Origin of the sequence: Capnocytophaga genosp. AHN8471 (assembly GCF_016806945.1) — a bacterium.
Lineage (GTDB): Bacteria > Bacteroidota > Bacteroidia > Flavobacteriales > Flavobacteriaceae > Capnocytophaga > Capnocytophaga periodontitidis.
This window is the reverse complement of the sequence record NZ_JAESPJ010000016.1, coordinates 201,754-225,898: the sequence shown is the minus strand read 5'-3', so window position 1 is coordinate 225,898 and position 24,145 is coordinate 201,754. Positions and strand designations below refer to the sequence as shown.

At 36.9% G+C, this 24,145-nt stretch carries 26 protein-coding genes and 4 pseudogenes; 18 read left to right on the top strand and 12 right to left on the bottom strand.

Translation table 11 applies throughout. The annotated features are described in order from the left end of the window. Positions 1-212 precede the first annotated feature (212 nt). From rnr to JMN12_RS07765, 3 genes are all read left to right on the top strand, one after another. Positions 213-2,441, top strand: coding sequence for a ribonuclease R (rnr, locus tag JMN12_RS07775; protein ID WP_203138408.1), 2,229 nt, complete (start codon positions 213-215; stop codon positions 2,439-2,441). Between the two features lie 432 nt (positions 2,442-2,873). After that, complete coding sequence (locus tag JMN12_RS07770) at positions 2,874-3,425, top strand: hypothetical protein (RefSeq protein ID WP_203138402.1); 552 nt, start codon at positions 2,874-2,876, stop codon at positions 3,423-3,425. 122 nt (positions 3,426-3,547) lie between these two features. Beyond that, positions 3,548-4,213 (top strand): LysE family translocator, encoded by a 666-nt coding sequence (locus JMN12_RS07765; protein ID WP_203138401.1) that lies wholly within the window; start codon positions 3,548-3,550, stop codon positions 4,211-4,213. Between the two features lie 99 nt (positions 4,214-4,312). Here JMN12_RS07765 and JMN12_RS07760 read toward each other — a convergent pair whose 3' ends face one another. Together JMN12_RS07760 and JMN12_RS07755 are read right to left on the bottom strand one after the other, a co-directional pair. Next, positions 4,313-4,828 (bottom strand): OmpH family outer membrane protein, encoded by a 516-nt coding sequence (locus JMN12_RS07760; protein ID WP_009413068.1) that lies wholly within the window; start codon positions 4,826-4,828, stop codon positions 4,313-4,315. A gap of 458 nt (positions 4,829-5,286) precedes the next feature. Then, entirely contained in the window at positions 5,287-5,928 is a 642-nt protein-coding gene (locus tag JMN12_RS07755; RefSeq protein WP_410494240.1) for a class I SAM-dependent methyltransferase, read from the bottom strand. Between the two features lie 51 nt (positions 5,929-5,979). On the opposite strand from JMN12_RS07755, the gene JMN12_RS15585 reads away from it, so the two are divergent. Continuing rightward, complete coding sequence (locus JMN12_RS15585; protein WP_227003004.1) at positions 5,980-6,045, top strand: Hok/Gef family protein; 66 nt, start codon at positions 5,980-5,982, stop codon at positions 6,043-6,045. A 144-nt stretch (positions 6,046-6,189) separates the two neighbouring features. On the opposite strand, the gene JMN12_RS07750 is transcribed toward JMN12_RS15585, so the two are convergent. Then, positions 6,190-6,522, bottom strand: a complete 333-nt coding sequence (locus tag JMN12_RS07750) for a hypothetical protein (protein ID WP_203138397.1) — start codon at positions 6,520-6,522, stop codon at positions 6,190-6,192. A gap of 319 nt (positions 6,523-6,841) precedes the next feature. Between JMN12_RS07750 and JMN12_RS07745 the strand changes: the two genes are divergently transcribed. From JMN12_RS07745 to JMN12_RS07705, 9 genes are all read left to right on the top strand, one after another. Continuing rightward, on the top strand, positions 6,842-7,588 hold the full coding sequence (locus JMN12_RS07745; protein WP_203138396.1) for an acid phosphatase: 747 nt from the start codon (positions 6,842-6,844) through the stop codon (positions 7,586-7,588). Positions 7,589-7,781: 193 nt separating this feature from the next. Next, the gene (locus JMN12_RS07740) at positions 7,782-8,573 is read left to right on the top strand and encodes a hypothetical protein (protein ID WP_203138395.1); all 792 of its coding nucleotides are present in this window, start codon (positions 7,782-7,784) and stop codon (positions 8,571-8,573) included. Positions 8,574-8,587: 14 nt separating this feature from the next. Continuing rightward, complete coding sequence (locus tag JMN12_RS07735) at positions 8,588-9,328, top strand: hypothetical protein (RefSeq protein ID WP_203138394.1); 741 nt, start codon at positions 8,588-8,590, stop codon at positions 9,326-9,328. Positions 9,329-9,366: 38 nt separating this feature from the next. Continuing rightward, positions 9,367-10,086 carry a hypothetical protein gene (locus tag JMN12_RS07730; RefSeq protein ID WP_203138393.1) on the top strand — a complete coding sequence of 240 codons (720 nt, stop codon included), beginning with the start codon at positions 9,367-9,369 and terminating at the stop codon, positions 10,084-10,086. 12 nt (positions 10,087-10,098) lie between these two features. Further along, positions 10,099-10,596, top strand: a complete 498-nt coding sequence (locus JMN12_RS07725; protein ID WP_203138392.1) for a YfbM family protein — start codon at positions 10,099-10,101, stop codon at positions 10,594-10,596. Between the two features lie 255 nt (positions 10,597-10,851). Continuing rightward, positions 10,852-11,550: a WG repeat-containing protein gene (locus JMN12_RS07720; RefSeq protein WP_203138390.1), complete on the top strand. Its 699-nt coding sequence runs from the start codon at positions 10,852-10,854 to the stop codon at positions 11,548-11,550. A 63-nt stretch (positions 11,551-11,613) separates the two neighbouring features. Further along, on the top strand, positions 11,614-12,183 hold the full coding sequence (locus tag JMN12_RS07715) for a hypothetical protein (protein WP_203138389.1): 570 nt from the start codon (positions 11,614-11,616) through the stop codon (positions 12,181-12,183). A 52-nt stretch (positions 12,184-12,235) separates the two neighbouring features. Continuing rightward, positions 12,236-14,365 (top strand): hypothetical protein, encoded by a 2,130-nt coding sequence (locus JMN12_RS07710; protein ID WP_203138388.1) that lies wholly within the window; start codon positions 12,236-12,238, stop codon positions 14,363-14,365. 66 nt (positions 14,366-14,431) lie between these two features. Next, positions 14,432-15,499 carry a hypothetical protein gene (locus JMN12_RS07705; protein ID WP_203083638.1) on the top strand — a complete coding sequence of 356 codons (1,068 nt, stop codon included), beginning with the start codon at positions 14,432-14,434 and terminating at the stop codon, positions 15,497-15,499. 156 nt (positions 15,500-15,655) lie between these two features. Here JMN12_RS07705 and JMN12_RS15475 read toward each other — a convergent pair whose 3' ends face one another. Beyond that, positions 15,656-15,787, bottom strand: a complete 132-nt coding sequence (locus JMN12_RS15475) for a hypothetical protein (protein ID WP_262896519.1) — start codon at positions 15,785-15,787, stop codon at positions 15,656-15,658. A gap of 139 nt (positions 15,788-15,926) precedes the next feature. Between JMN12_RS15475 and JMN12_RS07700 the strand changes: the two genes are divergently transcribed. From JMN12_RS07700 to JMN12_RS07690, 3 genes are read left to right on the top strand one after another with little or no spacing between them, the layout of a single operon-like run. Then, on the top strand, positions 15,927-16,535 hold the full coding sequence (locus JMN12_RS07700; protein ID WP_009413053.1) for a hypothetical protein: 609 nt from the start codon (positions 15,927-15,929) through the stop codon (positions 16,533-16,535). A gap of 28 nt (positions 16,536-16,563) precedes the next feature. After that, on the top strand, positions 16,564-16,857 hold the full coding sequence (locus JMN12_RS07695) for a hypothetical protein (protein ID WP_238423848.1): 294 nt from the start codon (positions 16,564-16,566) through the stop codon (positions 16,855-16,857). Positions 16,858-16,889: 32 nt separating this feature from the next. After that, positions 16,890-17,081: a hypothetical protein gene (locus tag JMN12_RS07690; protein WP_203138385.1), complete on the top strand. Its 192-nt coding sequence runs from the start codon at positions 16,890-16,892 to the stop codon at positions 17,079-17,081. Between the two features lie 41 nt (positions 17,082-17,122). Here the strand turns inward: JMN12_RS07690 and JMN12_RS07685 are convergent, their stop codons facing one another. After that, entirely contained in the window at positions 17,123-19,351 is a 2,229-nt protein-coding gene (locus tag JMN12_RS07685; protein WP_203138384.1) for an FAD-dependent oxidoreductase, read from the bottom strand. An 88-nt stretch (positions 19,352-19,439) separates the two neighbouring features. On the opposite strand from JMN12_RS07685, the gene JMN12_RS07680 reads away from it, so the two are divergent. Further along, positions 19,440-20,147: a helix-turn-helix transcriptional regulator gene (locus tag JMN12_RS07680; RefSeq protein ID WP_203138378.1), complete on the top strand. Its 708-nt coding sequence runs from the start codon at positions 19,440-19,442 to the stop codon at positions 20,145-20,147. A gap of 173 nt (positions 20,148-20,320) precedes the next feature. Here JMN12_RS07680 and JMN12_RS07675 read toward each other — a convergent pair whose 3' ends face one another. Continuing rightward, positions 20,321-20,929 carry a hypothetical protein gene (locus JMN12_RS07675; protein WP_203081003.1) on the bottom strand — a complete coding sequence of 203 codons (609 nt, stop codon included), beginning with the start codon at positions 20,927-20,929 and terminating at the stop codon, positions 20,321-20,323. 257 nt (positions 20,930-21,186) lie between these two features. On the opposite strand from JMN12_RS07675, the gene JMN12_RS07670 reads away from it, so the two are divergent. Then, entirely contained in the window at positions 21,187-21,699 is a 513-nt protein-coding gene (locus JMN12_RS07670; RefSeq protein ID WP_238423847.1) for a lipocalin family protein, read from the top strand. A gap of 48 nt (positions 21,700-21,747) precedes the next feature. Here JMN12_RS07670 and JMN12_RS07665 read toward each other — a convergent pair whose 3' ends face one another. The 6 genes and pseudogenes from JMN12_RS07665 to JMN12_RS07645 form a co-directional block, all read right to left on the bottom strand. Next, positions 21,748-22,413 (bottom strand): hypothetical protein, encoded by a 666-nt coding sequence (locus JMN12_RS07665; protein WP_203081004.1) that lies wholly within the window; start codon positions 22,411-22,413, stop codon positions 21,748-21,750. A gap of 34 nt (positions 22,414-22,447) precedes the next feature. Next, positions 22,448-22,615, bottom strand: a pseudogene (locus JMN12_RS07660) (IS1595 family transposase); the annotation flags it as partial. Positions 22,616-22,768: 153 nt separating this feature from the next. Next, positions 22,769-23,288: pseudogene (locus JMN12_RS07655) on the bottom strand (DUF3828 domain-containing protein). 26 nt (positions 23,289-23,314) lie between these two features. After that, a pseudogene (locus JMN12_RS15580) lies at positions 23,315-23,482 on the bottom strand (IS1595 family transposase); the annotation flags it as partial. Then, positions 23,483-23,599 (bottom strand): annotated as a pseudogene (locus JMN12_RS15575) (IS1595 family transposase); the annotation flags it as partial. 119 nt (positions 23,600-23,718) lie between these two features. Then, positions 23,719-23,997 carry a SemiSWEET family transporter gene (locus JMN12_RS07645; protein ID WP_002666358.1) on the bottom strand — a complete coding sequence of 93 codons (279 nt, stop codon included), beginning with the start codon at positions 23,995-23,997 and terminating at the stop codon, positions 23,719-23,721. Positions 23,998-24,145 lie beyond the last annotated feature (148 nt).

The following is a 24,145-nucleotide window of genomic DNA, read 5'->3' as shown; positions in this document are numbered from 1 at the left end:
TAATAACTAATCATAAATCACATCAACTGAAAAAAGCAAATTTTTAAGCCTATTTTTTTACCCCCTATTCACACCCTCATAATAATAACCTTCTTTTTTTAAAAAAATATTTTTTTTCAGTTTATAATTTAGAGATTGTTGATAACTCAAAAATGATTATCTTTGCATTTAGTCACATTGCTGTGTGGCTCACATCTAAAAAAGAAATTACTATGAAAAAAACAAATAAAACTCAAAAACAAGGAAAACAAGGAAAATCTAAAAAGAATAAGAGTTTAGCTAAGCGCAACAAACACGAGCTTATCAAAGCGATTTTCTCGGTGTTACAAGAACATCCCGAAGAGGGGTTCAACTACAAGCAAATCGCTGCTAAACTCCACATTACCGATGCACCACGTCGTGATATGCTGGTAAAACAACTCGTACAACTGAAAGAAAAAAAACGCATTGTAGAAATCGATCGCGGAAAGTATCAAGCTATCCCTATGCAACACTATTATGTGGGTATGCTTGATGTGAGTGCGCGTGGTAATGGCTATGTAATAGTTGATGGTTTAGACAACGACATTTTTGTAGCACAGAATTTTCTAAATAAAGCCCTCCACGGCGATTTGGTAGAAGTGTATGTATTTCCACGTTTTAGAAATCGCAATAAGATGGAAGGAGAAATCAGCAAGGTGTTAGAACGCAACAAAGTGCGCTTTGTAGGTACTGTGCAAATGCACAAGAATTTTGCCTTTGTTGTCCCTACTGATGCTCGTATGTATACTGATTTCTTTGTGTTGAAAGACAAACTCAATGGCGCTCAGGACGGCGACCGTGTAATTGTACGCATAGAAGATTGGAAAGACAAAAGTGATTCGCCTATGGGGGTAGTGGAACAGATACTCGGTAAACCAGGTGAACAAACTACTGAAATGCACTCTATCTTAGCCGAATATGGTCTGCCGTACACCTATCCAGAAGAGGTAGAAGCCTTTGCTAAAAAGTTAGACCTTTCCATTACTGATGAGGAGATTGCCCGTCGTCGTGATATGCGTGAAACCCTCACTTTCACTATCGACCCTCGTGATGCAAAAGATTTTGACGATGCACTGTCATTCAAAGTATTAGAAAATGGCAATTACGAAATTGGCGTACACATTGCCGATGTATCGCACTACGTGAAAGAAGGTACTATATTAGATGAAGAGGCTTACAACCGTGCTACTTCAGTATATTTAGTAGATAGGGTAGTGCCAATGTTGCCCGAAATACTCTGTAACTTTGCTTGTTCACTCCGTCCCGATGAAGATAAATACACCTTTTCGGCAGTGTTTGAGATGAATAAGAAAGCCGAAGTGGTAGATATTTGGATAGGACGTACTGTAACACACTCGTCATTTAGGTTTGCTTACGAAGAAGCACAATCAGTAATAGAGCAAGCCAAAGTAGGGGAGGGGTACACCATTCCTGCCGAAACTTCCATTACCGATAAAGAGCGCTCAGTACCTGCTAATGTGGTAGAGGCTATTCTCACACTCAATACTTTAGCCGAAAAATTGCGCGGTAAGCGTATGCGTTTAGGAGCTATTACTTTTGATAAAGTAGAAGTGAAATTCGACCTCGATGAAAACGGCAACCCTACAGGGGTATATTTCAAAGAAAGCAAGGAAGCCAACAAACTGATTGAAGAGTTTATGCTCTTGGCTAACAGAAAGGTAGCCGAGTATGTAGCCAAAATGAAAAAGACTTTCGTATACCGCGTACACGATGAACCCGATGCCGAAAAACTACAACAGTTCAACACGGTTATTAACCGATTTGGCTATAGTTTGGATTTGAAAAACCGCCAAACCACTACCGATTCACTTAATAATCTCTTAGAAGAAGTAAAGGGCAAGAAAGAACAGAATTTAGTCGATACTTTGGCAATACGTTCGATGGCAAAAGCTACTTATACTACCAAAAACATAGGACATTACGGTTTAGCGTTTGATTATTATACCCATTTCACTTCGCCTATACGCCGTTATCCCGATGTGATGGTACACCGCCTTTTGCAACTCTATTTAGATAATGCCCCCTCACAACCCGAAGCCGAATATGAAACCAAATGCAAACACTCGTCACAAATGGAAAGTTTAGCAGCTTCAGCCGAGCGTGATTCTATCAAATATATGCAGGTGAAATATATGGAAGCCCATAAAAACCAGCAGTTTGCAGGAGTGATTTCGGGTGTAACCGAATGGGGTATTTATGTAGAAATTACCATAAACAAATGCGAAGGATTGGTACGCGCTCGCGACATCAAAGACGATTATTACACTTTTGATGAACAACAATACGCCTTGGTAGGGCAAGCCACTGGCAAAACCTATCAGCTTGGCGATGAAGTAATGATACGTGTGAAAAACACCGATTTGATGAAAAAGCAATTAGACTTTGAATTGGTAGATTAGTCATAGCACAGCAAGCAGTTTTTGCATCACATACTTTGCTAAAGTTTCTTGCCCGTACGGCTCGTACCTTTGGCAAAGTTTTTTTATGCTTTTAATAATATATTGAGTAACAATGTATATTTACTAATATATTTTTAAAATATTGATATATAAATAATTATAAGCTATTTTGTAGAATGATAGTGAAAAAGTTATAAAAATATTTGGAAGTTATAAAAATATAATATACCTTTGTCCTATGAAATCCTAATGCCTATGACTGATATTGATATTCTTTCCTTTGGAGATATATTTTGTTGTTTTCTTCTATAAACAAAATATAGTGAGAATTTTTCTTTAAAAATAACTTCCCCTAACTGAGCTACGGGTTATTGTCTTCATAAAAAAGAGCGTGCAAAAGAAATATTTTTATGAATTTAAAAATGAATTAGTATGAAAGGAATAATAAAAATTTCGTTTTTTGTGCTATTTTTTGTAGTAGCATTAGTGTCTTGTTCTAAGGATAAAAATCAAAATTCATTGCAAGATTTGCAAGATAAGTCATTGACTTATAAAGAGTTCTTTGAAACTGTATCAGAACAAGCAGTAAACTTTATTCCAGATGAAAAAGTGTTACTTATCTCCTATAAGTTAAACAAAGAAGACAACACCATCACTTTGTTATCAAGTATCATTGCTGAATCAAGCTGGGGTGTAGGTTTTGATGTGGCTGGTAAGTATGAAAAACAACAACTTTCTCACAATCAAAAAGATAATTATACCGTATTTTATGCAAATAATGATGGTGAGAATTTAGAGAAAACTTGTAATGGAGTTAGTAATTTTAAGCAATTGCTTTTTAATTATTATACTGAGGGTATCGATAATTATTTAGTTTATGTACCTGATGTAAAAGCTTTCTATCTTTCTAAAGACCTTAAAGAATTAGTTGATTTGAAAGATGAAGAAACTCTAAAACAAGTAAATGAGGTTATCAAATCATAGTTAATAATTATCACAATACCAATAGAGTAGGGGAGAAGTACTAAAAACTTCTCCCTTATTTTTTGTAATTCAGCAGTTTTTTAGTACTTTTGTGCAATTAATCAAATTTTAGGTAGAAATAGATGTTTGCGGATGTATTGCTTGCATTACCTTTAGGCTTGTTGTTAGCTTTTACCATAGGTCCTGTCTTCTTTGTATTGCTGGAAACAGCTATTACCAAAGGATTTAGGGCAGCTATTGCTTTCAATTCGGGGGTAGTATTAGCCGATGCTGTCTTCATTCTCATTGTCTATTTCACTACCAGCAGTCTGTTGCGCGAAATTAAGGACGACCCTAAACTCTTCTTTGCCGGCGGACTCATAATGGTAGCCTACGGACTTATCTCATTCATAAAACTGAAAAAAGACTTTAAGAAAACAATGGAAAATAAGGAGAATGCACATTTGCAAGTAGCTGAAAAAGTGAACTATGTAGCCCTCTTTATCAAAGGTTTTCTACTGAATTTCATCAACATAGGGGTTTTAGGTTTTTGGTTAGGAATTATCATCGTTTTTGGTCCTAAACTTGATATGAATGCCAGTAGGATATTTGTATTTTTTACTTCTATTATTTTAGTATACTTTGGCATAGATATCTTTAAAATTCTCATTGCTAAGAAACTCAAAAACCGACTTACCGCTTTTCATATCTACAAAATCAAACGTGCGATTAGCATTATATTGTTAGTCTTTGGAGTTTTCTTGATACTCCAAGCGTTCTTTCCTAACGTATTACAATTAACTGATTAGCTATCAATAAAAAAACTTTGTCAAAACTATAGCCTCTAGTGCTATGAGCTTTGACAAAATCTATTTTCTATTGCCTATGACCTAATGCCTGTGACCTTGTTACTTCTTACCTGATTTATATTGATTGTTCAAATATTCAGTAACTTCTTTAGTAATATCTTTGTTATCAGCACCATAGAGTACGCTACCGCCGTCGTTAGCACCAAGGATAAAGGTGTACCCTTTTTGTTTGCCATATTCTTTAATGTTTTTCTTCACTTTGCTAAGTAGAGAATCCATTTGAGTTTGGCTTTCCAATTGCAATCTTTCTTCTTCTTGTTGCAAGTGTTGTTGCAATATCTGACTCTTTTGCATCAACTCATTGTATTTTTTCTGAGCCACGTTCTGAGGGAGGGTTTTAGCCTGAGCGTCGAAAGCACGTGCTTCAGTTTGGAATGCTACAGAAATACTATCGCGTTTTTTCTTATAGGCATCAACTTCAGTTTTCAATTTAGCTTCGATGTCTTTTTTCTCTTGGTACTCGTTTAAGAGTTTGCTGTTATCCACGAAAGCCACCTTATCGGTGCAGGCAGTAAGAGTGAGGATTGCTACGCCTGTTAAGATGAGTTTTTTCATTTTCTATAATGTTTAATTCAATTCAGGTCGCAAAAATAAGAAAGTTTTGTGTGTAAATGAAATATTTTTTAATTTTATTACTTAAAAAAGTAAAATACTATTTTCCATTCCTTGTAATTTGTCATTTGTCTTTTATTGTTCCACGTGAAACCTCTATAGACTTTGCCAAAATCTGAAACTTTGGCAAAGTGTAGCAACTTTCTCCTACCCCCTGCCTCCTGAAACCTGACCCCTGACCCTTACTCCCTAAAAATAATCATTTTCTATTTTAAATTAAAAGTCTATAAAAATACTTTATTAAAACCAACTTTATTACAGCCGTTTTTAAGCGTTATTTTTAAAAAGTGATATACTTAGTTATTGATAGGAGAGAAGTATCGTAAAAACGCCTTATTTAAAGTTTTTACTATTTTTAGTCTCAGAAATATAAAAAATAGGCAACTCTTACCTCTTATCTCTTACTTCTTACCTAACACGTAAATCTGCGATGAGTATTCTCCTTTGCGACAACCGTAGTAGTTAGAACGGAGTCCGTTGAGGAAACCTTTAAGAAATGATTTCTTTCCTGTTTTGTATTGTTCGGAAAGCATACTCACGTAGAAGGCATCAAAGAGCATAGGGCGAGTAGCGAGGAGTTCAAAACCTTCTTTAGCAAAAAGTTGCTCGATACTCTTTTTGGAGAAATGCCATAAGTGTCGGGGTACATCATAAGCAGCCCAATGTTCTTTATAGTGCTGAGCATCCCACGAGCGATAGTTGGGCACTGCTATTACAGCAATGCCGTTTTCTTTTAGTAAGTTGCTGATAATCTGTATTTCTTGTGCTACATCGGGTACGTGTTCTAGTACGTGCCACATAGTAATCACATCAAAAGAGTGGGGGAGGAGTTGGTTAAAATTAGCTTGTAGCAATAAGCCTTTTTTTTCTGCTTTGGTACGTGCTTTCTCGCTGGGCTCGATGCCTATAGCCTCCCAATGAGCGTATTTTTTGCTACTCAATACAAAGTCGCCTGTACCCGCTCCTATGTCGAGGAGGTGTATATTTCCTTTTTTGTATTGCTTGATGAGTGCAATTTTATGCTTTAGGTTATAGCTTTTCACCCATTGATAGAGTCTGTCGAATAGCGTTTTACGGCTATCGGTATGTGAGATATATGCCTCACTTTCGTAGTATTTACCCAGCTCATCAGGAACGGGATTTGTTCTGTAAAGTTCTAATAATGAATCATATACAAGAGTAAATTCCTCTTGTGATACACTGTAATCTTTAATTGTCATCAGGTGTGAGCCACACGGGCATTTTGATTATTAATTGTTAATTGTTAATTGAAAAAATGTTCCACGTGGAACATTTCTTACTTCTTATCTTTTACCTCGAAGAAAGGCGTATAGTTTTCGTGTTTTTAGATAGTGGAGGTTGTCATCATTTTCGTAGGCTTCGCGTTCAAAGATGATATTGCGATAGACGCGATATTTATCTTTGTACTTTAGGTATTTAATTCCGAAGTCTATGAGATACCAGATATAAAAGAAAATTACTAAGAGTTCACGTTGTTGAGCGAGGTGTATGCGTTCGTGATTGATAAACTGAGGGTCTTCTAGTAGTTGCGGATTATTTGTAAATACAAAAGGATAGAGGGTAATTCCTGCGAAGCCTTTGGGTACGAAAAATTTATTTACGATAAAACGTTTCATTTAGGTAAGAGTTAAGAGATAAGATGGTGCAAAGGTAATAAATTAATTAACAATTATCAATTTATAATTAACAATTCGCAATTGTGAATTGTTAATTAAAAAAAATGTTCCACGTGGAACATTATATAAACATTCTCTTTTCCAGCTTGTTCCTCTTTAGAAAAGTCAGCGAGTGTTTACAGCGGGTATGTGCAGGGCTATCCCTAATTAAAAAATTCAGGATATTTTATGATTTGAGATTTATTCTTTTATTGCTTGTATTTTTATTTATTAATTCTTATTTTTGTCGGCGTATTTTAACCATAAAAACAATATTAGTATGAAAAAACATTCTATTTGGGTAAGCTTCTTTGCTTTTATGACCCTTGGTACTTTTGTACAAGCACAGGAAAAAGAATCACATCATTACCTCTCTTTGGAAGATGTAGCAAGTAGTTTAGAACTTCTGCCCCCTCCTCCTGCTGTGAATAGTATTCTTTTCTTGAATGATGAGGCTCAATACCGCTGGGGCAAAATGCAACGCCCTACACTGCGCGGTGACCAAGCCGTGAGCGATGCACGCCTTTACGGTGATGGAGTAGCTAAATCGTTTTCGGAGGCTTTTGGGATGACAATTTCTAAAGAAGCAACTCCAGAAATTTACAAGCTCATTAGTCATTTTCGTGAAGATGCCGGCGATTATGCTACCCGTAGTGCTAAAGAACACTATATGCGTATGCGTCCGTTTACATTCTACAATGAAGATACTTGTAACACCGAACAACAACAAGGACTCTCTACTAACGGTTCTTATCCTTCAGGACATACGGCTATTGGTTGGGCTACTGCCTTGGTGTTGGCTGAAATCAATGTAGAACGACAAAATGAAATCCTTAAACGCGGTTATGAAATCGGACAGAGTAGAGTGATTTGTGGTTATCACTTTCAAAGTGATGTAGATGCAGGCAGACTTGTTGCTAGTGCTGTAGTTGCTCGCTTGCACGCCAATAAAGAGTTTATGGAACAACTCACTAAAGCAAAAGTAGAATTTGCTAAACTTTCAGGACGATCAGGTAATAGACGATAGGTTTCAGGAGTTAGATACTAACGACTAAACACTAATAAAATAAATCAAGAATTTTTTTTAAAAAAAGATATATTGTTTTATTAGAAGTTACAGTGAGAATTGCTTTTGCACCTTCTCCCCCTTCGGGGATTCGAGGGCTATATTTAAAAGGTACTTAACTCAACTTTTGATTGCTATTAATAACTAATAATATATGAAAAAAATGCTTTTTCTGTGCTTTGTTCCTTTTTTAGGAATGGCACAAATTGTCAATCCTCCTATTACTCGCGCTGATAAGGAGCTGAAAGGGGAGGTGAAAACGATGGTGGAACGCACGTATGATGTGTATCGCGGCGACCTGAAACAAAAACGCCTTGCTACCGAAAATCGTTATGTGTTTGATAAAGCGGGATACGCTACAGACTCTGAACAGCGTTATAGCGGTAATAGTTTGCGTTACCAGTATGCGTATGATGCTGCACAACATCCTTTGGAGGTAACGATTACCAAAACGGCTCACGGTGGTTCGCTCATTTCTACGGGTAAATATGAGTATGATGCTCAAGGAAAATTGCTTTCTTATCGTATGCTAATGCAGGGGAGCGCATCGCCTACGCAAGTCTATACTTTTAGTAAGTGGGATAGTAATGGCAACCCCGTTGAAGGTGTTTTGCAAACGGATAAGGATAAGGCAAAGGTATGGCAAGAGTTTAATAAGCACAACCAGCGCACTTTGCTCAAGATGGTTACCGAGGGTGATACCTCTTCCGAAATACGCATAGAAGTGCGTTACGACCGTGAGGGTAGGGTAGTGGAGCGCAGTATTGCTGAGGGCAACACTCCCCCACAAGTATTACGTTATACGTATGACAAAAAGGGTATCCCAACGGGTACAAATAATCAACAGTTTAAGCATACCTTCGACAAAAAAGGTAATTGGATTACCCGTACTATCTTTGTGAATGGGACTATCGTAGGGTATGTGGAGAGAGAAACTACCAATTAGTGCGAGATTTGTTTATGAAAAATATTATCTTTATCATAGTATTTACCATACATTTTGGGCTGTTGGCGCAAAATGAATATTCGTGTGCTGAGATGCACCTCAAAGGGAAGGTGAAAAGCATTGCTGAAACTACTCAGTATGCGTATCCTCCTCAAAAATTAGCTACTATGAAAATGCAAAGCCCTATCCCTACGCTTTATTCTTTTAACCAAAGAGGAGACCTCACTGAGAAAAGCATAGGAGCGGATATCAAGTATGTGTATCAATACGATCGCTATCAGCATTATTTATCGGGTGGTAAAAAGTATGTCTATTCTGATAAAATAAAGGCAGATATAATGTTTATACGCGTTAAAGATGGGGCTTTTTGGGAAGAACTTACTTTTTATAAAAAGATGACAGAGAAATTGAGAATAGATTATTTGTCACCTGTTCACTGTAAAATAACTCATACCATTGCTGGAAAAGTGATTGATGAGAAGGAGATTTACTACCAAAAACCTTATTCGTATACGTATAGCAAAATTGATTACATACTTCGAGATGGGAAAAAGGAAGTCTATACTTATAACGACCAAGGCGAGGTAGCGACGATTATTTTCTACGACGAAAAAGGTGAAGTGAGTAATAGCTATCGTTATGATTATGTGTATGATGCGCAAGGCAATTGGGTAGAGAAGAAGCAAACTTTTCAGACTCCTATACCAGATAAATACCCTGAAATTGTACGTAGGGAAATAACTTATTACGACTAATATATAATCTTATGATGAGGTATCTTTTTTTTATTTTTATGTTTATAGAAACAATTCATTTGCAGGCACAAAAGGAATATACAACCGCAAGATTAGACCTTAAAGGGAAAGTAAAATCGGTTACAGAAGTGGGTCTTCAAAAGTATCCTCCTGAATTGTCGACAACTAAAATGATAGTAGTAGTACCTATCACTTACCGTTTTGACCTAAAGGGAAATCTTGTGGAAAAGAATATTAGGGGCGATATTGTATACTCTTATGAATATGATGCGCACAATCACTTAAAAGGCGGTAAAAGAATTATTTATCTTGATAAGGGAATTAGTTATCCTGATGAGGGAGAAGAAACGGCTATCAGCTTTTTATATGATAAAGCAGGTACTTATTTGGTAGAAAAAGTTGGCGAATCTGAAAGTACAACCTATCGGTATTTTGGTACTCATACTCAAATATCGTATACATCGTATACTGTGAAAGGGCGTACCACAATAGAAAATGACATCTATTACAAAGATAACGGACAGGTAGATTATACACTTCAAGGCGATATAAAGAGTGTTTATCATTATGACAATAAAGGTCAAATAACTGATATAGAGGTATATAACTTAAAAGGAATTAAACTTTTACACTATCATTATAAATATGTATATGATGATAAAGGCAATTGGATAGAGCGAGAAGAAATCTTTGAGAAGCCAGTACCAAAAGATAGATTTCCTGAAATTGTACGCAGAGAAATAACTTATTACGACTAAATATTAAAAACTATGGGAATGATTATGTATTTGCTCCGCATCTCTAAGCAGGAGCTTGAAAGTTATATAGATAAGCCTGCTCTCTTTTTGGAAAATAGAGTAGATGACGCTTATTCTATGGATATCGATAAAGCGTGGGGCGGTATTTTATATCTGCTTACTGGAAAGGCATTTGCCTCTGGAAGTCCTGAGGATGAAGTAGATAGCCTAAATCGTATCTTTTTCAGTGCGCAATTCTTTGATGAAGATATGGATGTAGGCTACGGACCTGCTCATTACCTTACTCCTGAGCAAGTAGCGGGTATTCATCGCAAAATAGCTTCACTTACAGAAGCTGATCTAAAAGCGCGTTACGATACTGAGGCAATGAATGAAGAGGAGGAATTATACCCTTCATTGGATTGGAATGAGGAAGATTTTGAGTATTTGTATTTTCATTTTCAAGCACTTCAATCTTTTTTTGCTACGGCAGCCAGTAGGGGAGAGGCGATAGTTACTTTCCTGATTTAGAGGAAAGTATAAGTCTTTTCAAAAAGTCTCAAATTTACTCTTGCATCGCTACACTTTGCTAAAGTTTCACACTTTGGCAAAGTTGATTACTCTGATTATCAATAGCTTTTGTAGTTTTTTTGTAAGAGCATTTTGAGAGTTATCATAAAAGTCTCTTTTTCCGGCTTGTCCCCCTTCGGGGGAACGGGGGCTATAAAACTGATAATCAATATCTTTGTAACATTTTTTAATAGAATAACCAAAATAAACAATATAATGAAAAAATTCTTAATAACAACCTTAGCGCTATGCTGTGTAGCTTGTAACAGCGATTGGCGCAAACAGTACGATGAAGTACTCCCCACACGCACCGAGAATATGATGGTACGCAAAGGCGATAAATACGGACTTGTAAGCCCTAAAGGATTGGAAATCACCCCCGTGAAATACGATTATATTGATACCAATCCCCCTCAAGATATGCCTTTTTACGATGTTACTATCAACAATTTAAGAGGAATCATCAAGCCTTCAGGTGAGGAAATTATCCCTGCTAAGTATGATTTTATTTGGTATTCACAAGGCGTATTTGTGGTAAAACTGAACGATAGTTATCAACTTTTGGATAGCCACAACAAAAGTCTTACCCCTTGGTTTGACGAAATTGATGTGTTTTACCAAGGTTTGGCATTTGCCAAAAATACAGGGTATTACGGTTTTTTAAATCCTAAAGGAGAGCTCGTACTGCCATTTGTATACGATGACGCAGATCATTTTAACGAAAGTGGTTATGCAATGGTGAAATACAAGGGCAAATGGGGAATGATTGACAAAAAAGGAAATACAAAACTCCCATTTGAATATGAACACGCCGAGCCTTATACGGAATCTACCGAAGAATGGGAAGATTATTATTATATGCTCATCAAAAATGGCAAAGAGCTAACGATTGATAAGGAAGGTAATTTCTTATAATTCTGATTATCAATGTATTATTATTTTCTTACCTCTTATCTCTTACCTAAAATCAAGAACCCTATGAAAAATATATTCTTACCCCTTATAGTTCTAACATTTGTTTTCAGCTTGCAAGCTCAGCAAACTGATTGGGAAAAGTATGACCTCAAAGGAAAAGTAAAACAAGTAAAAGCCACTACTGCTTCCTATTCAGGAAAGTGTGCAGCTTGTATAGACTATGTTCAATGGACGTGTATCACTGAGTTTGACACTCAAGGAAATGTAGTGAAGAACATTTGGTATGCTTGGGAAGAGTCCTCACAAGAGCACTTTTACTCCTATCAAGGAGAGAAAGTAACACTAACGATTCATCTTTACAAGGAAGATAAAATAACAAAAACTAAAACCTATCACTACAAAAGAGGCGAAGAGGAACGCATAGAGAAAGAAATAGAACATACTGAACAGAATCGTAGAGTACCCTACACAGAGCAAGTCCGTACATTTACGAGTTTTTACAAAAATGGTATCTTGCGCTCTCAACCTGCCACTACCTACGAGTATGATGATCACGGCAATTGGATTCACAAACAAGCCGGTACCTATCCTGATTGTGTACGGCATTACACAAGGAGTATCATTTATTACTAATATCCCCTTATTACCTCTTATCTAAAAACAAATCGAAAAATCAGTGAATAGTATGAAATCCCCTCTCTTTTTTATCGTTTTTCTCCTTTCTTTGGGAGCTTATACCCAGCCTACACCTTGGCAGGGTACCTATCGATCTATTGATGCTATAGAAAATCGCGCAGAAAACATTCAGTGGCAAATAAACCCTGATAATACGTTTGAGCTTATCGAATCTAAGGGTACTTATAGCGCTACCGATAATGTTCTATCATTTGTTGTGGCACCTCCTCCTCTGTTTGTAGTAACCAAAAAACAAGGCAATAGTGAGAAATTGCTCATTTCGTTTGACGAACTGCCCCACGAAGACAGTTACGAGAAACTTTATATAGGCTATGATAATCCGCAAGGTGAGCCTACTTATATATATCTCAAAAACCAACAACCTCCTTTTGAGATTCCACGTACCGAACATCTCTACTTGGCTTATGCTCTACGACACTACCAAGACAACGAGGTGCGTATAGAGCAATATACCATTGGCAAAAACACCAATGCTGTGGCAATCACAGTACTCGAATTGCAAAAAACAAAATCTATAATGGCTGTTTACAACGAGGAAAAACAGATCTTTTCAATAAACTTGCCTCATCCTATTTATGGCGAGGTTAATAGGATGCACTATAAGAAATTGGGAGGTACAGGACAAGTACCTTTGGACACTGCCCAAACACTGAAAAACTGGAAACACTTAGTGCTTTCAGTCAAAAAAAAAGAAGAAACTATTCCCTGTGCTACTACCCTTGCTGAGGCTGAAGCCCGTGCCAAAAAAGAAAACCGACTGCTGGTGGTCTTCTACGAACCTACCGAAGAGCACCTCGATTACAACTATAGCAGTTTTTACGAACTTTTAAAGCGAAATCCTCTGCCAAAAAAAGATGGCACTTATATTTTTTATGAGCCTTATTTGGCTACTAAAAAGGATAAAAAACGCCTTGAACAGAAGGGATTTCTCCCTAAAGAAAATACCTTTGCTGTATTCGACCAAGAAGGCAAACTGCTCTATACACAAGAAAAAGAAGACAGTTTTGTGTATAGCAATACCAGCAAGCTTTTTTATGAAGACTTTAAAATAAGTTATTTTTTCTATGAGATGGCTTGTGCACGCAAGATAGATAGAACGTTGTGTAATCCCAAAACACCTATAAAGGAACTACAGGCTTTATTCACTGAGATTATGCTGGAAGATCAGAAGTTATATTGGTTTACTACCAATGAAAAGGCAACTGAGGAGCTCAGCAAATTTCCTTTAACAAACCGTTCAGAAATCTACCATTTGCGCCTTACCCCCGAACAGCTCAATGCTCAGTGGGCGCGCCTTGTGGCATCACATCACAATGATACTCAGCTTGATATACCTTATGCAGCCCTTATAGCATATAACTACGAAGAACGGAATAAATCTTATTTTAGTAGGTTTTTCAACAGAGAGAAAACTCCAGATACTGCCGATGTACAAGCTTATGAGTATCTGCGTAAGTTTGCCAAAGAAATTAAAGCGTACATACAAAAAATGCCTTTTATCAACTTTAAGGATACCCACCCTTTGCAAGTTAATCATATATACAAAGATGCGGTTGATAATTATGCCCTGTTATACAAGTTTGCAACAGAAAATAAAAGTCTTATCCCTGCCGTTCAGAAGATAGTGAAAAGCGATGTAGAAATAGGAAAAGTTACTAAGGATGCCTATATTCGTTTTTTGGAGAATTTCAACCTTAAAGACTTTATTAGTTATTTTGCAAATTATTACAAAACACTCACTGCCAAGGAGAAAAACATCATCTTGGCGTTGGATAAAGAGTTATCAGCAAAGGATAAAGACCAGAGTTGGAAGCAGTATAAAGAGTATTTTGCTCGTATGGCTAATAACGCTGCTTATCAGGTGTATAAATACCATCGTAATGATGCTACCCAAATGACAGAAGCCTTTCAGTGGGCGCAAACGGCTTTGGATATGTACCCTGAAAACCCTTATTATTTGGATACTATGGCACACTTCTGGCTGTACAAAGGCTACCGTGAACAAGGCTTATTGCTGGAAGAAAAAGCAATGGAACTCATCAAAACTGACCCTAACGCAACCCCTGAGACTCTGCGCGCTTTTGAAGAAAACTTAAATAAAATGAAGGAGGTTAAATAATGTGCTAATTTGCCAATTTGAAATTATTTGCTATTTTTGTGGTGTTAATTCAATTTTAAAATAAGAATGATGTTAAAAATATGCTTTTTAATCGTAGGAATTGTATTTGTGGTATATATTTTAGTAGGATGTTCTTTAACCAATGCTGTTGAGAAAAGAATTTCCGATGCAATCTTACCTTCAAAGTACAAAAAATATGCGGATATTCATCAAGATTCTATTTCTTATGAAGGAAATACTATGGTGAAATTTAAAATGATGAGAGGTGCTTTTGTCAATCAAAAAAATGAACTTATCGTAGGTGATGACAACCCCTTAGGTTACTTAAAGTATGACGTTTATGCAAATGTTATTGATAAAATAGAAACCAAACAATCAGATGGTACAGAAAGTCTTTTAGATGGATTTTATGGAGATTATCTTATGGATTTTAAGGGGAAACGTTATTGTTCTTGGTTAATAGACGGCGATAAGTCGTTTAAAGCAATGGAATTAGTTCCTCATTCTGAAGAGTGGGATGAAGAAGCTCAGTATAACTTTTACTTAACAGAGATAAAAGGTAAATCGCCTTATTACGATTTTGTAGATGGTAACTTTTACTTTTTTAAAGATAATAAATGGAGCTATTTTCCTGAAAATATGTACTATTATCATATTTTACATCTAAAATATGGTTGGGGGGAAGACTCTGATGAAAAAGAACTACAAGAAGGAAAATGTATTAGCATCTTCTCACGTGATAAAAGAGAGTTTATGCCCAAAGAGAAAAGTAAAAAGCGCGATAAAATTATCCCTGAATATTTTAAAGTAGAAGAAAGGGATGGTGATTGGGGGTCTAATATTGGCGGTGGTTCTGGATCTTATCTTACCACTTGGAAAAATGGTATCTTCTTCTTTACACTACAAGTAAACGGACAAACTTTTGGTCTTAAAAACAAAGAAAGTATCTATAATAGTCCTATTCGCCATACAAATGTAATGAAAGATAAGACCAATTACTTTCAGATGTACGGAGGTATTTTGGAAAATTGTGGGAAATACGATGTCTATACTCACCCACAATTGAAATTTGCTTTGTTCGCTCACAATACTTACTATCGTAATGACGTATTTATCATCAAAAATAGAGAATAACCATTATAGAACATACTCAAGTACAGCGTATTGAAAAACAGAAAGATACATTTATGCAACAAGCTGTTGCACAAATGGTAACAATAGAGAAAACTCTTTCTGTTGTATATAATATGGATATTTCAGAAATAGAAAAGATATTCAAAAAGTCTGTTACTACTCAAACAAATAGGAGGTCATCAACATACTCCCCAATTCTCTGTACTCATTCCATACAGTAACTTTTCGCTCTTTTCCTGCGGCACCAAGGGCAACCAATAGCGGATAGAAATGTTCGGTGGTAGGCACCGCTAACGAGGCATTCCCCCGCTGGCGCGAGCTTGTAGCTCGTGCCTACTATAAATAGAGCTTGTAGCTCGTGCAAATTTGCTCATTTGCGAATTATACTCTACTTTTGCCCTATAATTAGCTAATTAGTAAATCAACTATGAAATATATCACTTCTTTGTTTTTGCTCTTAAGCCTTACCACACAAGCACAAAATGATTGGTTGCGCTATAGTACCTTGAGTGCTAAAGGTGGAATAAACTTTGCTAACCTTTCTTTCAGAGGTGATGGTGATTACGATCCCGTTCAAAAACCTTACTTCGGATTTGTCTATACCGACTATGTATACGAATTTCTTGCAGGTAAATTTGAGCTCACCTACTCAGGTCAAGGTAGTAAATACAAATACTCCGAAAAAGGTATCAACACTTCCTACTCTATCCCTTATCTATCAGTGGGGTATGTAATGAGTTTTAGATTCTTTAAAGGAATGCGCTTAGATTGCGGAGGCTCTCTTGATTTTGCTCTAAGCAAGGATGCTCAAATCCCCGACCAACGTATGATGGACATCGCTGGATTTATGGGACTTGAAATATACCTCAATCCACAACTTTCTCTTGAAGCACGTATCAAAGGTGGACGATGGAGTGTTACAAAAGATGATTATACGCGTGAATACCCTTTCCGCTACGAACCTAAAAATGTAGTCTACCAAGTAGGACTTACTTACTACTTCAATCCCGATGTTTGGAAAGATAAGAAAAATTAGCAAATTAGCAAATTAGCAAATTAATCCTATGGCAACACCCATAAAACTCAAAAAACGTTGGGATATCTATCTCACTTTGCAAGAGGTGCTTACAGCAACTCAAAACCTTAGTGTGTCTCCTTTTGGTACTACAATAGACGATGACTTACAAGATTTTCGCGGTATCAAACTCATTGGTAAAGGTGAATGTATCAACGTTTCTCTTAATAATTCTGATTTCTCAGGTTCGCTATGGCAAAACTTTCAAATTGCAGAAACCGAAACTTTTACTCCTCGTTTGAAAAAGAAAATCTTTCTAAAGAAATTAAAAACCAATTTGTAAAACATAAACTCCTTAAAGAAAAAGATAGATTTGTGTATTACGGTTACTTAAAAGATATTCGCGCTTTGAATATTCGTGGAGATGGTAATATTTATCTTTTCTATAAAGATGAAAACAATCCACTAAGCTATCAAGTAATAAAGTATGATATCAGCACAAAAGAATGGCTTATTAATGGCTATCAAGAATGGAGAGTGCACAGTACTGAGGATAAAGGTTGGTAAGACCTAGAGCCTAAGGCTTCTTGGCTCTAGGTAATAAGGCGTTAAGAAGCTGAACCAAAATCATCTTTAAAAATAAACTCTGCAGGGACTTTTTCGTTGAGAAGGAGTTCCTGCATTGCTTTGGTAAAGCTATGGGTTCCCACGATGTAATACTCACAATCGGTGAGGGTGTGGAGATGCTCCTTTAAGAAAGCAGCGTTGAGGCGCTTTTGGGTGGCGGTGAACACGGGCAGATAGCTATAGTTAGCCAAAGTGCTGTGTTGTAATTCGCTGTGAAAAGCGGCTGAGGTTTTGGTTTTATTGGAGTAAAACACTACTACTTCACCTGCAAATTGCTGTTGTGCTAAGGTTTTCAGCATCGGGAGTACGGGGGTAATGCCAATACCTGAGGCGAGGAACACGATGCGTTTATTTTCTGCTTTAAGAGTGAAATTACCCATAGGAGCGAATATCGTAGCAGTATCACCTATCGCCATTGCGGCAACACTCTTCTTAAAACTGCTATCGCTGAGGCGCATTGCAAATTGCAATGTGTCATCTTTAGGATGAGAAACCATTGAAAGCGGACGCAAAGGTATATCCAATGCGGTATAACGAGGGTTATCGAGGCGCAAAACGGCATACTGCCCTGCTTTATACGCCAAATCTTTAGGTTTTTCAAAAGTGAGCAAGATAGTATTATCGGCGATGAAGTCTTTGGCTAAGAGTTTTACACAGCGTTCATCGGTGAGCGTTGAGGGTGCGTAGTTACGCCATTTCACTTGGGTTTTCATCTTGTTTGCCGTCATAAAACCGCTGTAAATCGCCCCTGAATATCCCCCACCTGAAGGCGCCCAAGCTGAAGCAAAGTACAAGTTTTTCAGCGGTGAAGTGGTGAGCTTATCACGTTTAGGATAAGTTTGTTTCACCGATTGCACATAGCCATAGGGGGTGCCCTGCGGGTTTAAAGTGTATCTTTTTATCGTTTTGGCAGTCGCTACCTCATAATACTCCAAGTAATCAAGAATAGTGGGAAATTCAGCTTCTAAACGCGCTAAAAACAACTGTGCGACTCTTTCTTTCTTCTGCTGATATTCCGCTTCGCTGAGTCCTTCCCATTCTTTGAGGTAATCAATGGCACAAATTACTCCTACCGTCTTTCCCTCAGGAGCTAACTGAGCATCTAGTATTCCGTAATTCACAAAAGTAAATGATTTTTGAGCCCAATTACCTTGCGAATCGGCTTTTACATCTTTCAGTTTATAGTCGTTTTGACCTTGAATGATGGTAGAATAGTGGTTTACGCCGAATTTTTTCAAATCGGTATTGAAACCTAAATAAATGGTGAGCAAGGAACAGGCGAGTTCTAAAGGTGCTACCTTTTGTGCTAATTTAGAGCGATAAGGCTCGGGGAGCATCTGGGCGACTATAGGTTGGGCGGCATTGGCGACCACAGTATCGGCATAGAGCGATTGCTTAGCTGCCGAAGTGTTGAACGTATCGCGATAGCTCACCCCCACCGCTTGGTTGTTTTCCACCAAAATCTCTTCTACAAATTTACCCGTAAGCACTTGTCCGCCACGCTTTTCAATAAATCGCACCAAGTAGTTAGACAGCGATTGCGAACCCCCTTTTACAAAGTTGCCCCCTCCGTTTAGATAGCTACCTTGTGCCATCAGGAAGTACATCAGTGAGAGGTTATAAGGGTCATCAGTATAATAACCTAAATTAGCTGTAAGCACGTTTTTGAGCGCTTCATTTTTGATATTTGCATCAAGCCAATCACCTGTGTTCATTGTAGAAGTTTTGATGATCGTGGGAATCAAGAAAGGCATCAGCGGGTAGAGCAATATATTGAGCCATTTGCTACGGGGGAGTCGGCGCATTTCGGTGTAAAGCCTATTGATGAGTCGAAAATAACGCTCGATTTCGACTTTACTATCAGGAAAATCGGCAATGAGTTTTTCTTTGGCTTCTGCCCCGTGATGTAGAGTACACTGGAAGTTTTGCTTCTTCAAATGGTAGAATTCGGGTACTTTTAGAAATTCTACTTCCTCAAACACCCCTAAAAGTTCTAAGATAGGACGTTTAGGGTCGGTTTCGTGGAGTCCGTCGATTTCGTGCAACCCTACTTCCATCAAGTAATCTTTGCGTTTGAAAGCGGTGGCACAACCGCCAGCGATGTAGTGTTGTTCGAGCACAATTACCTTCTTGCCCCAGAGTGCCAAAGTAGCTCCGGTGATGAGTCCGCCCAAGCCACTGCCTATAATAATACTGTTGTAATTTTTCATCTTTGAGAAATAATTATTAATTTTGGGGCAAAATTACGGCGGTTGCGCAAGTGTGGCAATACGCAAAAATAACCATTTTTAATTGACGATGAGCACCTCAGCCTCTATGGAAATCTTGGCACAGAAGTATATCCCTTATGCCAAAATGCTTGCAAAAATAGGGAATAATGCTGTTTTTATAGTAGATAAAAACGAGCATTTCTATTTTATTTCCGATAAGTTTAAACTCTTTGGTTACGACGATATTCCTCAAAACGACAGCAACGAAATACAAGATTATCCGCTAAAACAACGCATTCACCCCGATGATTTGGAGATGAAAGAGCTCATAGATGAGAAGATTTACGAGTTTCTATCGTCCTTACCCAAAGAAGAACAAGTGCACTACAAATACATTTACGACTATCGCGGAATGGCAACCGATGGCACTTATGGGCGGGTGACTAACGAGGTGCAACTCTTGGAAGTTACTGACGATAATTACCTCGCCTTAGGCATTATAGAAATTGCCCCTGACCAATCGGAGAATTTGCCGGTAAGGGTGCAAATGAAACACTGTATAACGGGGGAGATTATCCCTATAAAAATAGAAGAAGAGGACGCTTTTGCGCTTACCCCGCGGGAGAAGGAAATACTCACACTTGCCTCTCAAGGTTTTTCGAGCAAGGAAATAGCAGAAAAACTCTTCATCAGCACTTACACAGTGAATAGACACCGACAAAATATACGAGAAAAGTTCAATGCCGAAAGCCTTATAGAAGCGATTAACATCGCGAGGAGAAAAGGGGTTTTGTAAGGTATTAGGTGTCAGGGGACAGGGGTCAGGGGTCAGGTGTCAGGGATCAGGTGTCAGGGATCAGGGATCAGGTGTCAGGGATCAGGGATCAGGGGATAGATATAAAAAAACTTCCCTTTATTTTTAGATAAAGAGAAGTTTTTTATTTATTTACTAATTAGCAAATTTACTCATTAGAATTCACGTGTACTTTCGGCATAGCCACTTTTGCTTTTGAAAACGCGTACTGTTCCTATAGGCTCTTCTACTTTATTAATAACTGATTGTTGAAAATCCTTTATTGCATCTCCAGTAAATTCACCTGAAAGGGCAACTAAATCTCTTTCTTTATTGAGAAAGAAAATAGTAAACTTATTTCCTTCTCCTGAGATAACTGCATCTACACCATTAGCTGCATAGGTTCTTCCTGATTGGTTGAAATAATCTACTTTTAGTTTAGAGCCATTCTGATTGTAAAATCTATAAAAAAATCCATCTTGAACTTTGTTTATGATAGGATCTTTATCTCCAAGAGTAGTATGGCTAAGCACTATTTCTCCTGTATGAAAAAGGAACCCAGAAGGAAGTTTAACCTCAGGAGGGGTGGTACCTCCATAGATAGTAGCTTTACCAGCAGCCATTTTTTGGATAGTTTCCTTAGAAGCAACGGCTGTTACCTCAGAAGAGAAATTATTATTTACAATTCCACCATTGCCTCCTTTATCATCATCTGATTTTGAGCAGGAAGTCATTACAAATAATGCACATACCACTGTGCAAAGTGCGTAGATTGTTCTTTTCATTTTTGTTTCTTTAAAAAAAATCGGAGGCAAATGTACAATTTCCAATACAACACTTCCAAATCTTTTAACAACAATTTAACAGACACTGGTGCTACTGCCAAAGTGCCGAAATATAATCGATATAGGATTATTTTCACTCAAAAGTTACTTTTTTTTGATAAGAAAACATCCAATGTTGTAAAAAACTAACTGATGAATTGCCTAATTGACAAATAGTTCTTACTTTTGTACTTTCTAACTAAAAATTCACAACGGATATGAAAAAAATTTTATTAGGTGCTTTTATAGCACTCACAACACTTGTAACTTCTTGTGGAAGCAAGGATAATGACACACCCACACCTCCTGAAAAATCTCCTGAAATTATAAAGGATAATGACATACCAACACCTCCTCAAAAGTCTTCTGAAATTATAGGAGTGTGGCAAATGGAATCGTCTACCATAGATGGGAAACCAATTTCAGTCTCAGAATGTACAATAAAAGAAACGGTTGTTTTTACTGAAAAGACAATAGAACTTCTTTCGTTTAAGAAGAGAAATGGCAATTGCGGCTATGAAAAGCAAGAGCTCTTGCCTTATACACTTTCAGGGAATACCTTTACAACCAAAAATGGCACTACCACTTTTACCATTACTGAGGGTAAACTTGTGATAGAGGGTGCGTATATAGATGTAGATGGAAACAAAAAACCTTCTACCACTACCTATAAAAGAATTACCGAAAAAGAATTGGCAGCCCTTAGAGCAATGGAGTATAAGGCTCCTTAAAAATAAAAAAAACTTCTCTTGATGAGAAGTTTTTTTATTTGTTGTTTATTAGTCGCCGTAAGGGAAGTTCTTCTTCTTTGTCGCCAATTTGCTCGTATCAACCCAAATACGCATACCGCCTATAGGCATCAACTTATTCAAGGTGTCATCTTTCTTGTCAACCAAACAAAGCGCCCATTGAAAATCTTTCACGCCATTCGCTGTCATCTCTCCCGAATACACGGCTACCTGTGTGTAAGTAGCCCCCAAAAGAGACCCCGTTAGCTGCAAATAAGCAGTAAACTTACTGCCTGACCCCGAAATGATTACGCCTTTACCTGAGGCTCTATCATCACTTAGAAGGCTTTCGTGTACATAATCAGCTTTTAGCTTTGTTCCTTTTTGGTTGTAAAACTTATAGCGATAGCCTTCAATCTGTTTCCCTATCGGATAACCATTGTCTTCTGAACTTATGTAGGTCAGTTCCAATTTGCCCGTAGCAAAAATACCTTCGATATTAGGCGGGTTAGTCCCCTCGTTGATGGTCATTCCGTTGGCAGCCATTTCTCCTATAAACTTCTCAGGAATGATAGCTTTAGCTTCCTTAGGAATATTGAAATTACTAGTTTTTACTTGTTTTTTCTCTTCTCCATTATTGTCATCAGATTTAGAACATCCGATAATGGTAAGCAGGGCAAATACGCCTGCGCAAAGTGTGTAAATTGTTTTTTTCATTTTTATTATTATTTAATATTTTTGAGGTGTCAAGTTAAGGGCATACCAACTGAGATTGGAAAATAGGTTTTCTTTCAATCAATCTTTTCATTAATTTGTTAAAGATAGTATCTTTATTTTGTGAACGATTAATTCTAAAACTGTACTCAGCTAAATATCGGTCTATGTTAAATTCTGATACCCAAGAATATATACCTCGTAATTTGCGACAGCAATATCCATCTTCCCACTTTAAAGAAGCTAGATATTCTTCGCAATCTAAGTCTGTTCTAAGAGGCTTTGTCCCTTAAATAATTCCATAATACATTAATTTTCAGAGTGCAAATATATGAAAATACTTTACCATCTGAATATTTTAAAATATAATGTCATCAATGATGTACCTGTCTTTCTTTTTAGCAACTTTTAATTGTATGCTATCATATCTGTTATCATAAAAGTTAAAAAGATACACATTATATCTTTTTGAATTTATTTTCTTTACCTTAATAGAGTCCAACCATTCTATGAAAACATCTTGGGCATTTACAATATAATCTATATCTCTATCTTCAGTGGGCTCTATTTTTTTTTATTAATTTACTTGATAAATATCTTTTCTTAATTCTTATCAATTCTTCTTGACAATCATGACAAAGCATTTTATCTTGCAGCCTGATATACTTGTCATAAAATTCTAAAATCATCTTTGTAGCTTCATCAGTTTCTTCTTTAGGCACTTGAATTGGTGCAATTGTATCTTTTTCTACTATGGTATCTCTTTTGATAGAGGAAATAGTATCTCTAATATCATCAGAAGATGATACTTGGGTATTGTTATTATTGCAAGAAAACAACAATAAACACGCTGAAATAAAATAATAAATCTTTACCATCTGAATATTTTAATTGAGGTGTCAAGTTAATGGCATATTAACAGAGGTTGGAAAATAGGTTCTCTTTCAAGCAATCTTTTCATTAATTTGTTAAAGATAGTCTCTTTGCTCTGTGAGCGATTGATTCTAAAACTGTATTCCGCTAAATAGCGGTCTAAGTTAAATTCTGAAACCCAAGAATATATATCTCGTAATTTGCGACAGCAATATCCATCTTCCCACTTTAAAGAAGCTAGATATTCTTCGCAATCTAAGTCTGTTTTAAAGCGTTCAGTAAACTCTAAGAGGCTTTGTCTCTTAAATAATTCCATAATACATTAATTTTCAGAGTGAAAATATATGAAATTATTTTGACACCTCAAATTATTCCAAAGTAGGGATTAGTGATCGTTTTTGCTTTTAAGGACAAAGCAAAAACATACAAGTAGCTTTAAAGCGAAGTAATAAAAGTTAAGAATCCTAAAACTACCCCTACCAAATTGGGGATAATGAGAATATAATCTGGCTTAGGCTCTTTTGTCCAGCCATACACCACCCAGATAAGACAAGACCCCGCTGCAAACAAAGGTTGCCAAGGTTGTGCTTTGTGCCCCTCTAAGTTGGCCATAATTTGAGGAATATAGGCTACAAATACCGCCACTCCTATAAAGGCTCCTATGGAACCTATAAACAAATTAATTTTTTGCTTGATATTTCTTTTTTCGTTCATAATAATATGGTTTTCTGCGAATATAGTAATAATTTTCGTATTTTGCAAAGAAATCTCAAAAATAATTAGAAAAAATTTTTTGAGGTGTCTATTTAGCTACATACTAATTGACTTTGGGAAACGGGAGAACGTTCTACAATTCTTTTCA

Coding starts and splice junctions, on each gene's coding strand:
- rnr (WP_203138408.1), top strand. CDS start 213: ATGAAAAAAACAAATAAAACTCAAAAACAAGGAAAACAAGGAAAATCT.
- JMN12_RS07770 (WP_203138402.1), top strand. CDS start 2,874: ATGAAAGGAATAATAAAAATTTCGTTTTTTGTGCTATTTTTTGTAGTA.
- JMN12_RS07765 (WP_203138401.1), top strand. CDS start 3,548: ATGTTTGCGGATGTATTGCTTGCATTACCTTTAGGCTTGTTGTTAGCT.
- JMN12_RS07760 (WP_009413068.1), bottom strand. CDS start 4,828: ATGAAAAAACTCATCTTAACAGGCGTAGCAATCCTCACTCTTACTGCC.
- JMN12_RS07750 (WP_203138397.1), bottom strand. CDS start 6,522: ATGAAACGTTTTATCGTAAATAAATTTTTCGTACCCAAAGGCTTCGCA.
- JMN12_RS07745 (WP_203138396.1), top strand. CDS start 6,842: ATGAAAAAACATTCTATTTGGGTAAGCTTCTTTGCTTTTATGACCCTT.
- JMN12_RS07740 (WP_203138395.1), top strand. CDS start 7,782: ATGAAAAAAATGCTTTTTCTGTGCTTTGTTCCTTTTTTAGGAATGGCA.
- JMN12_RS07735 (WP_203138394.1), top strand. CDS start 8,588: ATGAAAAATATTATCTTTATCATAGTATTTACCATACATTTTGGGCTG.
- JMN12_RS07730 (WP_203138393.1), top strand. CDS start 9,367: ATGTTTATAGAAACAATTCATTTGCAGGCACAAAAGGAATATACAACC.
- JMN12_RS07725 (WP_203138392.1), top strand. CDS start 10,099: ATGGGAATGATTATGTATTTGCTCCGCATCTCTAAGCAGGAGCTTGAA.
- JMN12_RS07720 (WP_203138390.1), top strand. CDS start 10,852: ATGAAAAAATTCTTAATAACAACCTTAGCGCTATGCTGTGTAGCTTGT.
- JMN12_RS07715 (WP_203138389.1), top strand. CDS start 11,614: ATGAAAAATATATTCTTACCCCTTATAGTTCTAACATTTGTTTTCAGC.
- JMN12_RS07710 (WP_203138388.1), top strand. CDS start 12,236: ATGAAATCCCCTCTCTTTTTTATCGTTTTTCTCCTTTCTTTGGGAGCT.
- JMN12_RS07705 (WP_203083638.1), top strand. CDS start 14,432: ATGATGTTAAAAATATGCTTTTTAATCGTAGGAATTGTATTTGTGGTA.
- JMN12_RS07700 (WP_009413053.1), top strand. CDS start 15,927: ATGAAATATATCACTTCTTTGTTTTTGCTCTTAAGCCTTACCACACAA.
- JMN12_RS07695 (WP_238423848.1), top strand. CDS start 16,564: ATGGCAACACCCATAAAACTCAAAAAACGTTGGGATATCTATCTCACT.
- JMN12_RS07685 (WP_203138384.1), bottom strand. CDS start 19,351: ATGAAAAATTACAACAGTATTATTATAGGCAGTGGCTTGGGCGGACTC.
- JMN12_RS07680 (WP_203138378.1), top strand. CDS start 19,440: ATGAGCACCTCAGCCTCTATGGAAATCTTGGCACAGAAGTATATCCCT.
- JMN12_RS07675 (WP_203081003.1), bottom strand. CDS start 20,929: ATGAAAAGAACAATCTACGCACTTTGCACAGTGGTATGTGCATTATTT.
- JMN12_RS07670 (WP_238423847.1), top strand. CDS start 21,187: ATGAAAAAAATTTTATTAGGTGCTTTTATAGCACTCACAACACTTGTA.
- JMN12_RS07665 (WP_203081004.1), bottom strand. CDS start 22,413: ATGAAAAAAACAATTTACACACTTTGCGCAGGCGTATTTGCCCTGCTT.
- JMN12_RS07645 (WP_002666358.1), bottom strand. CDS start 23,997: ATGAACGAAAAAAGAAATATCAAGCAAAAAATTAATTTGTTTATAGGT.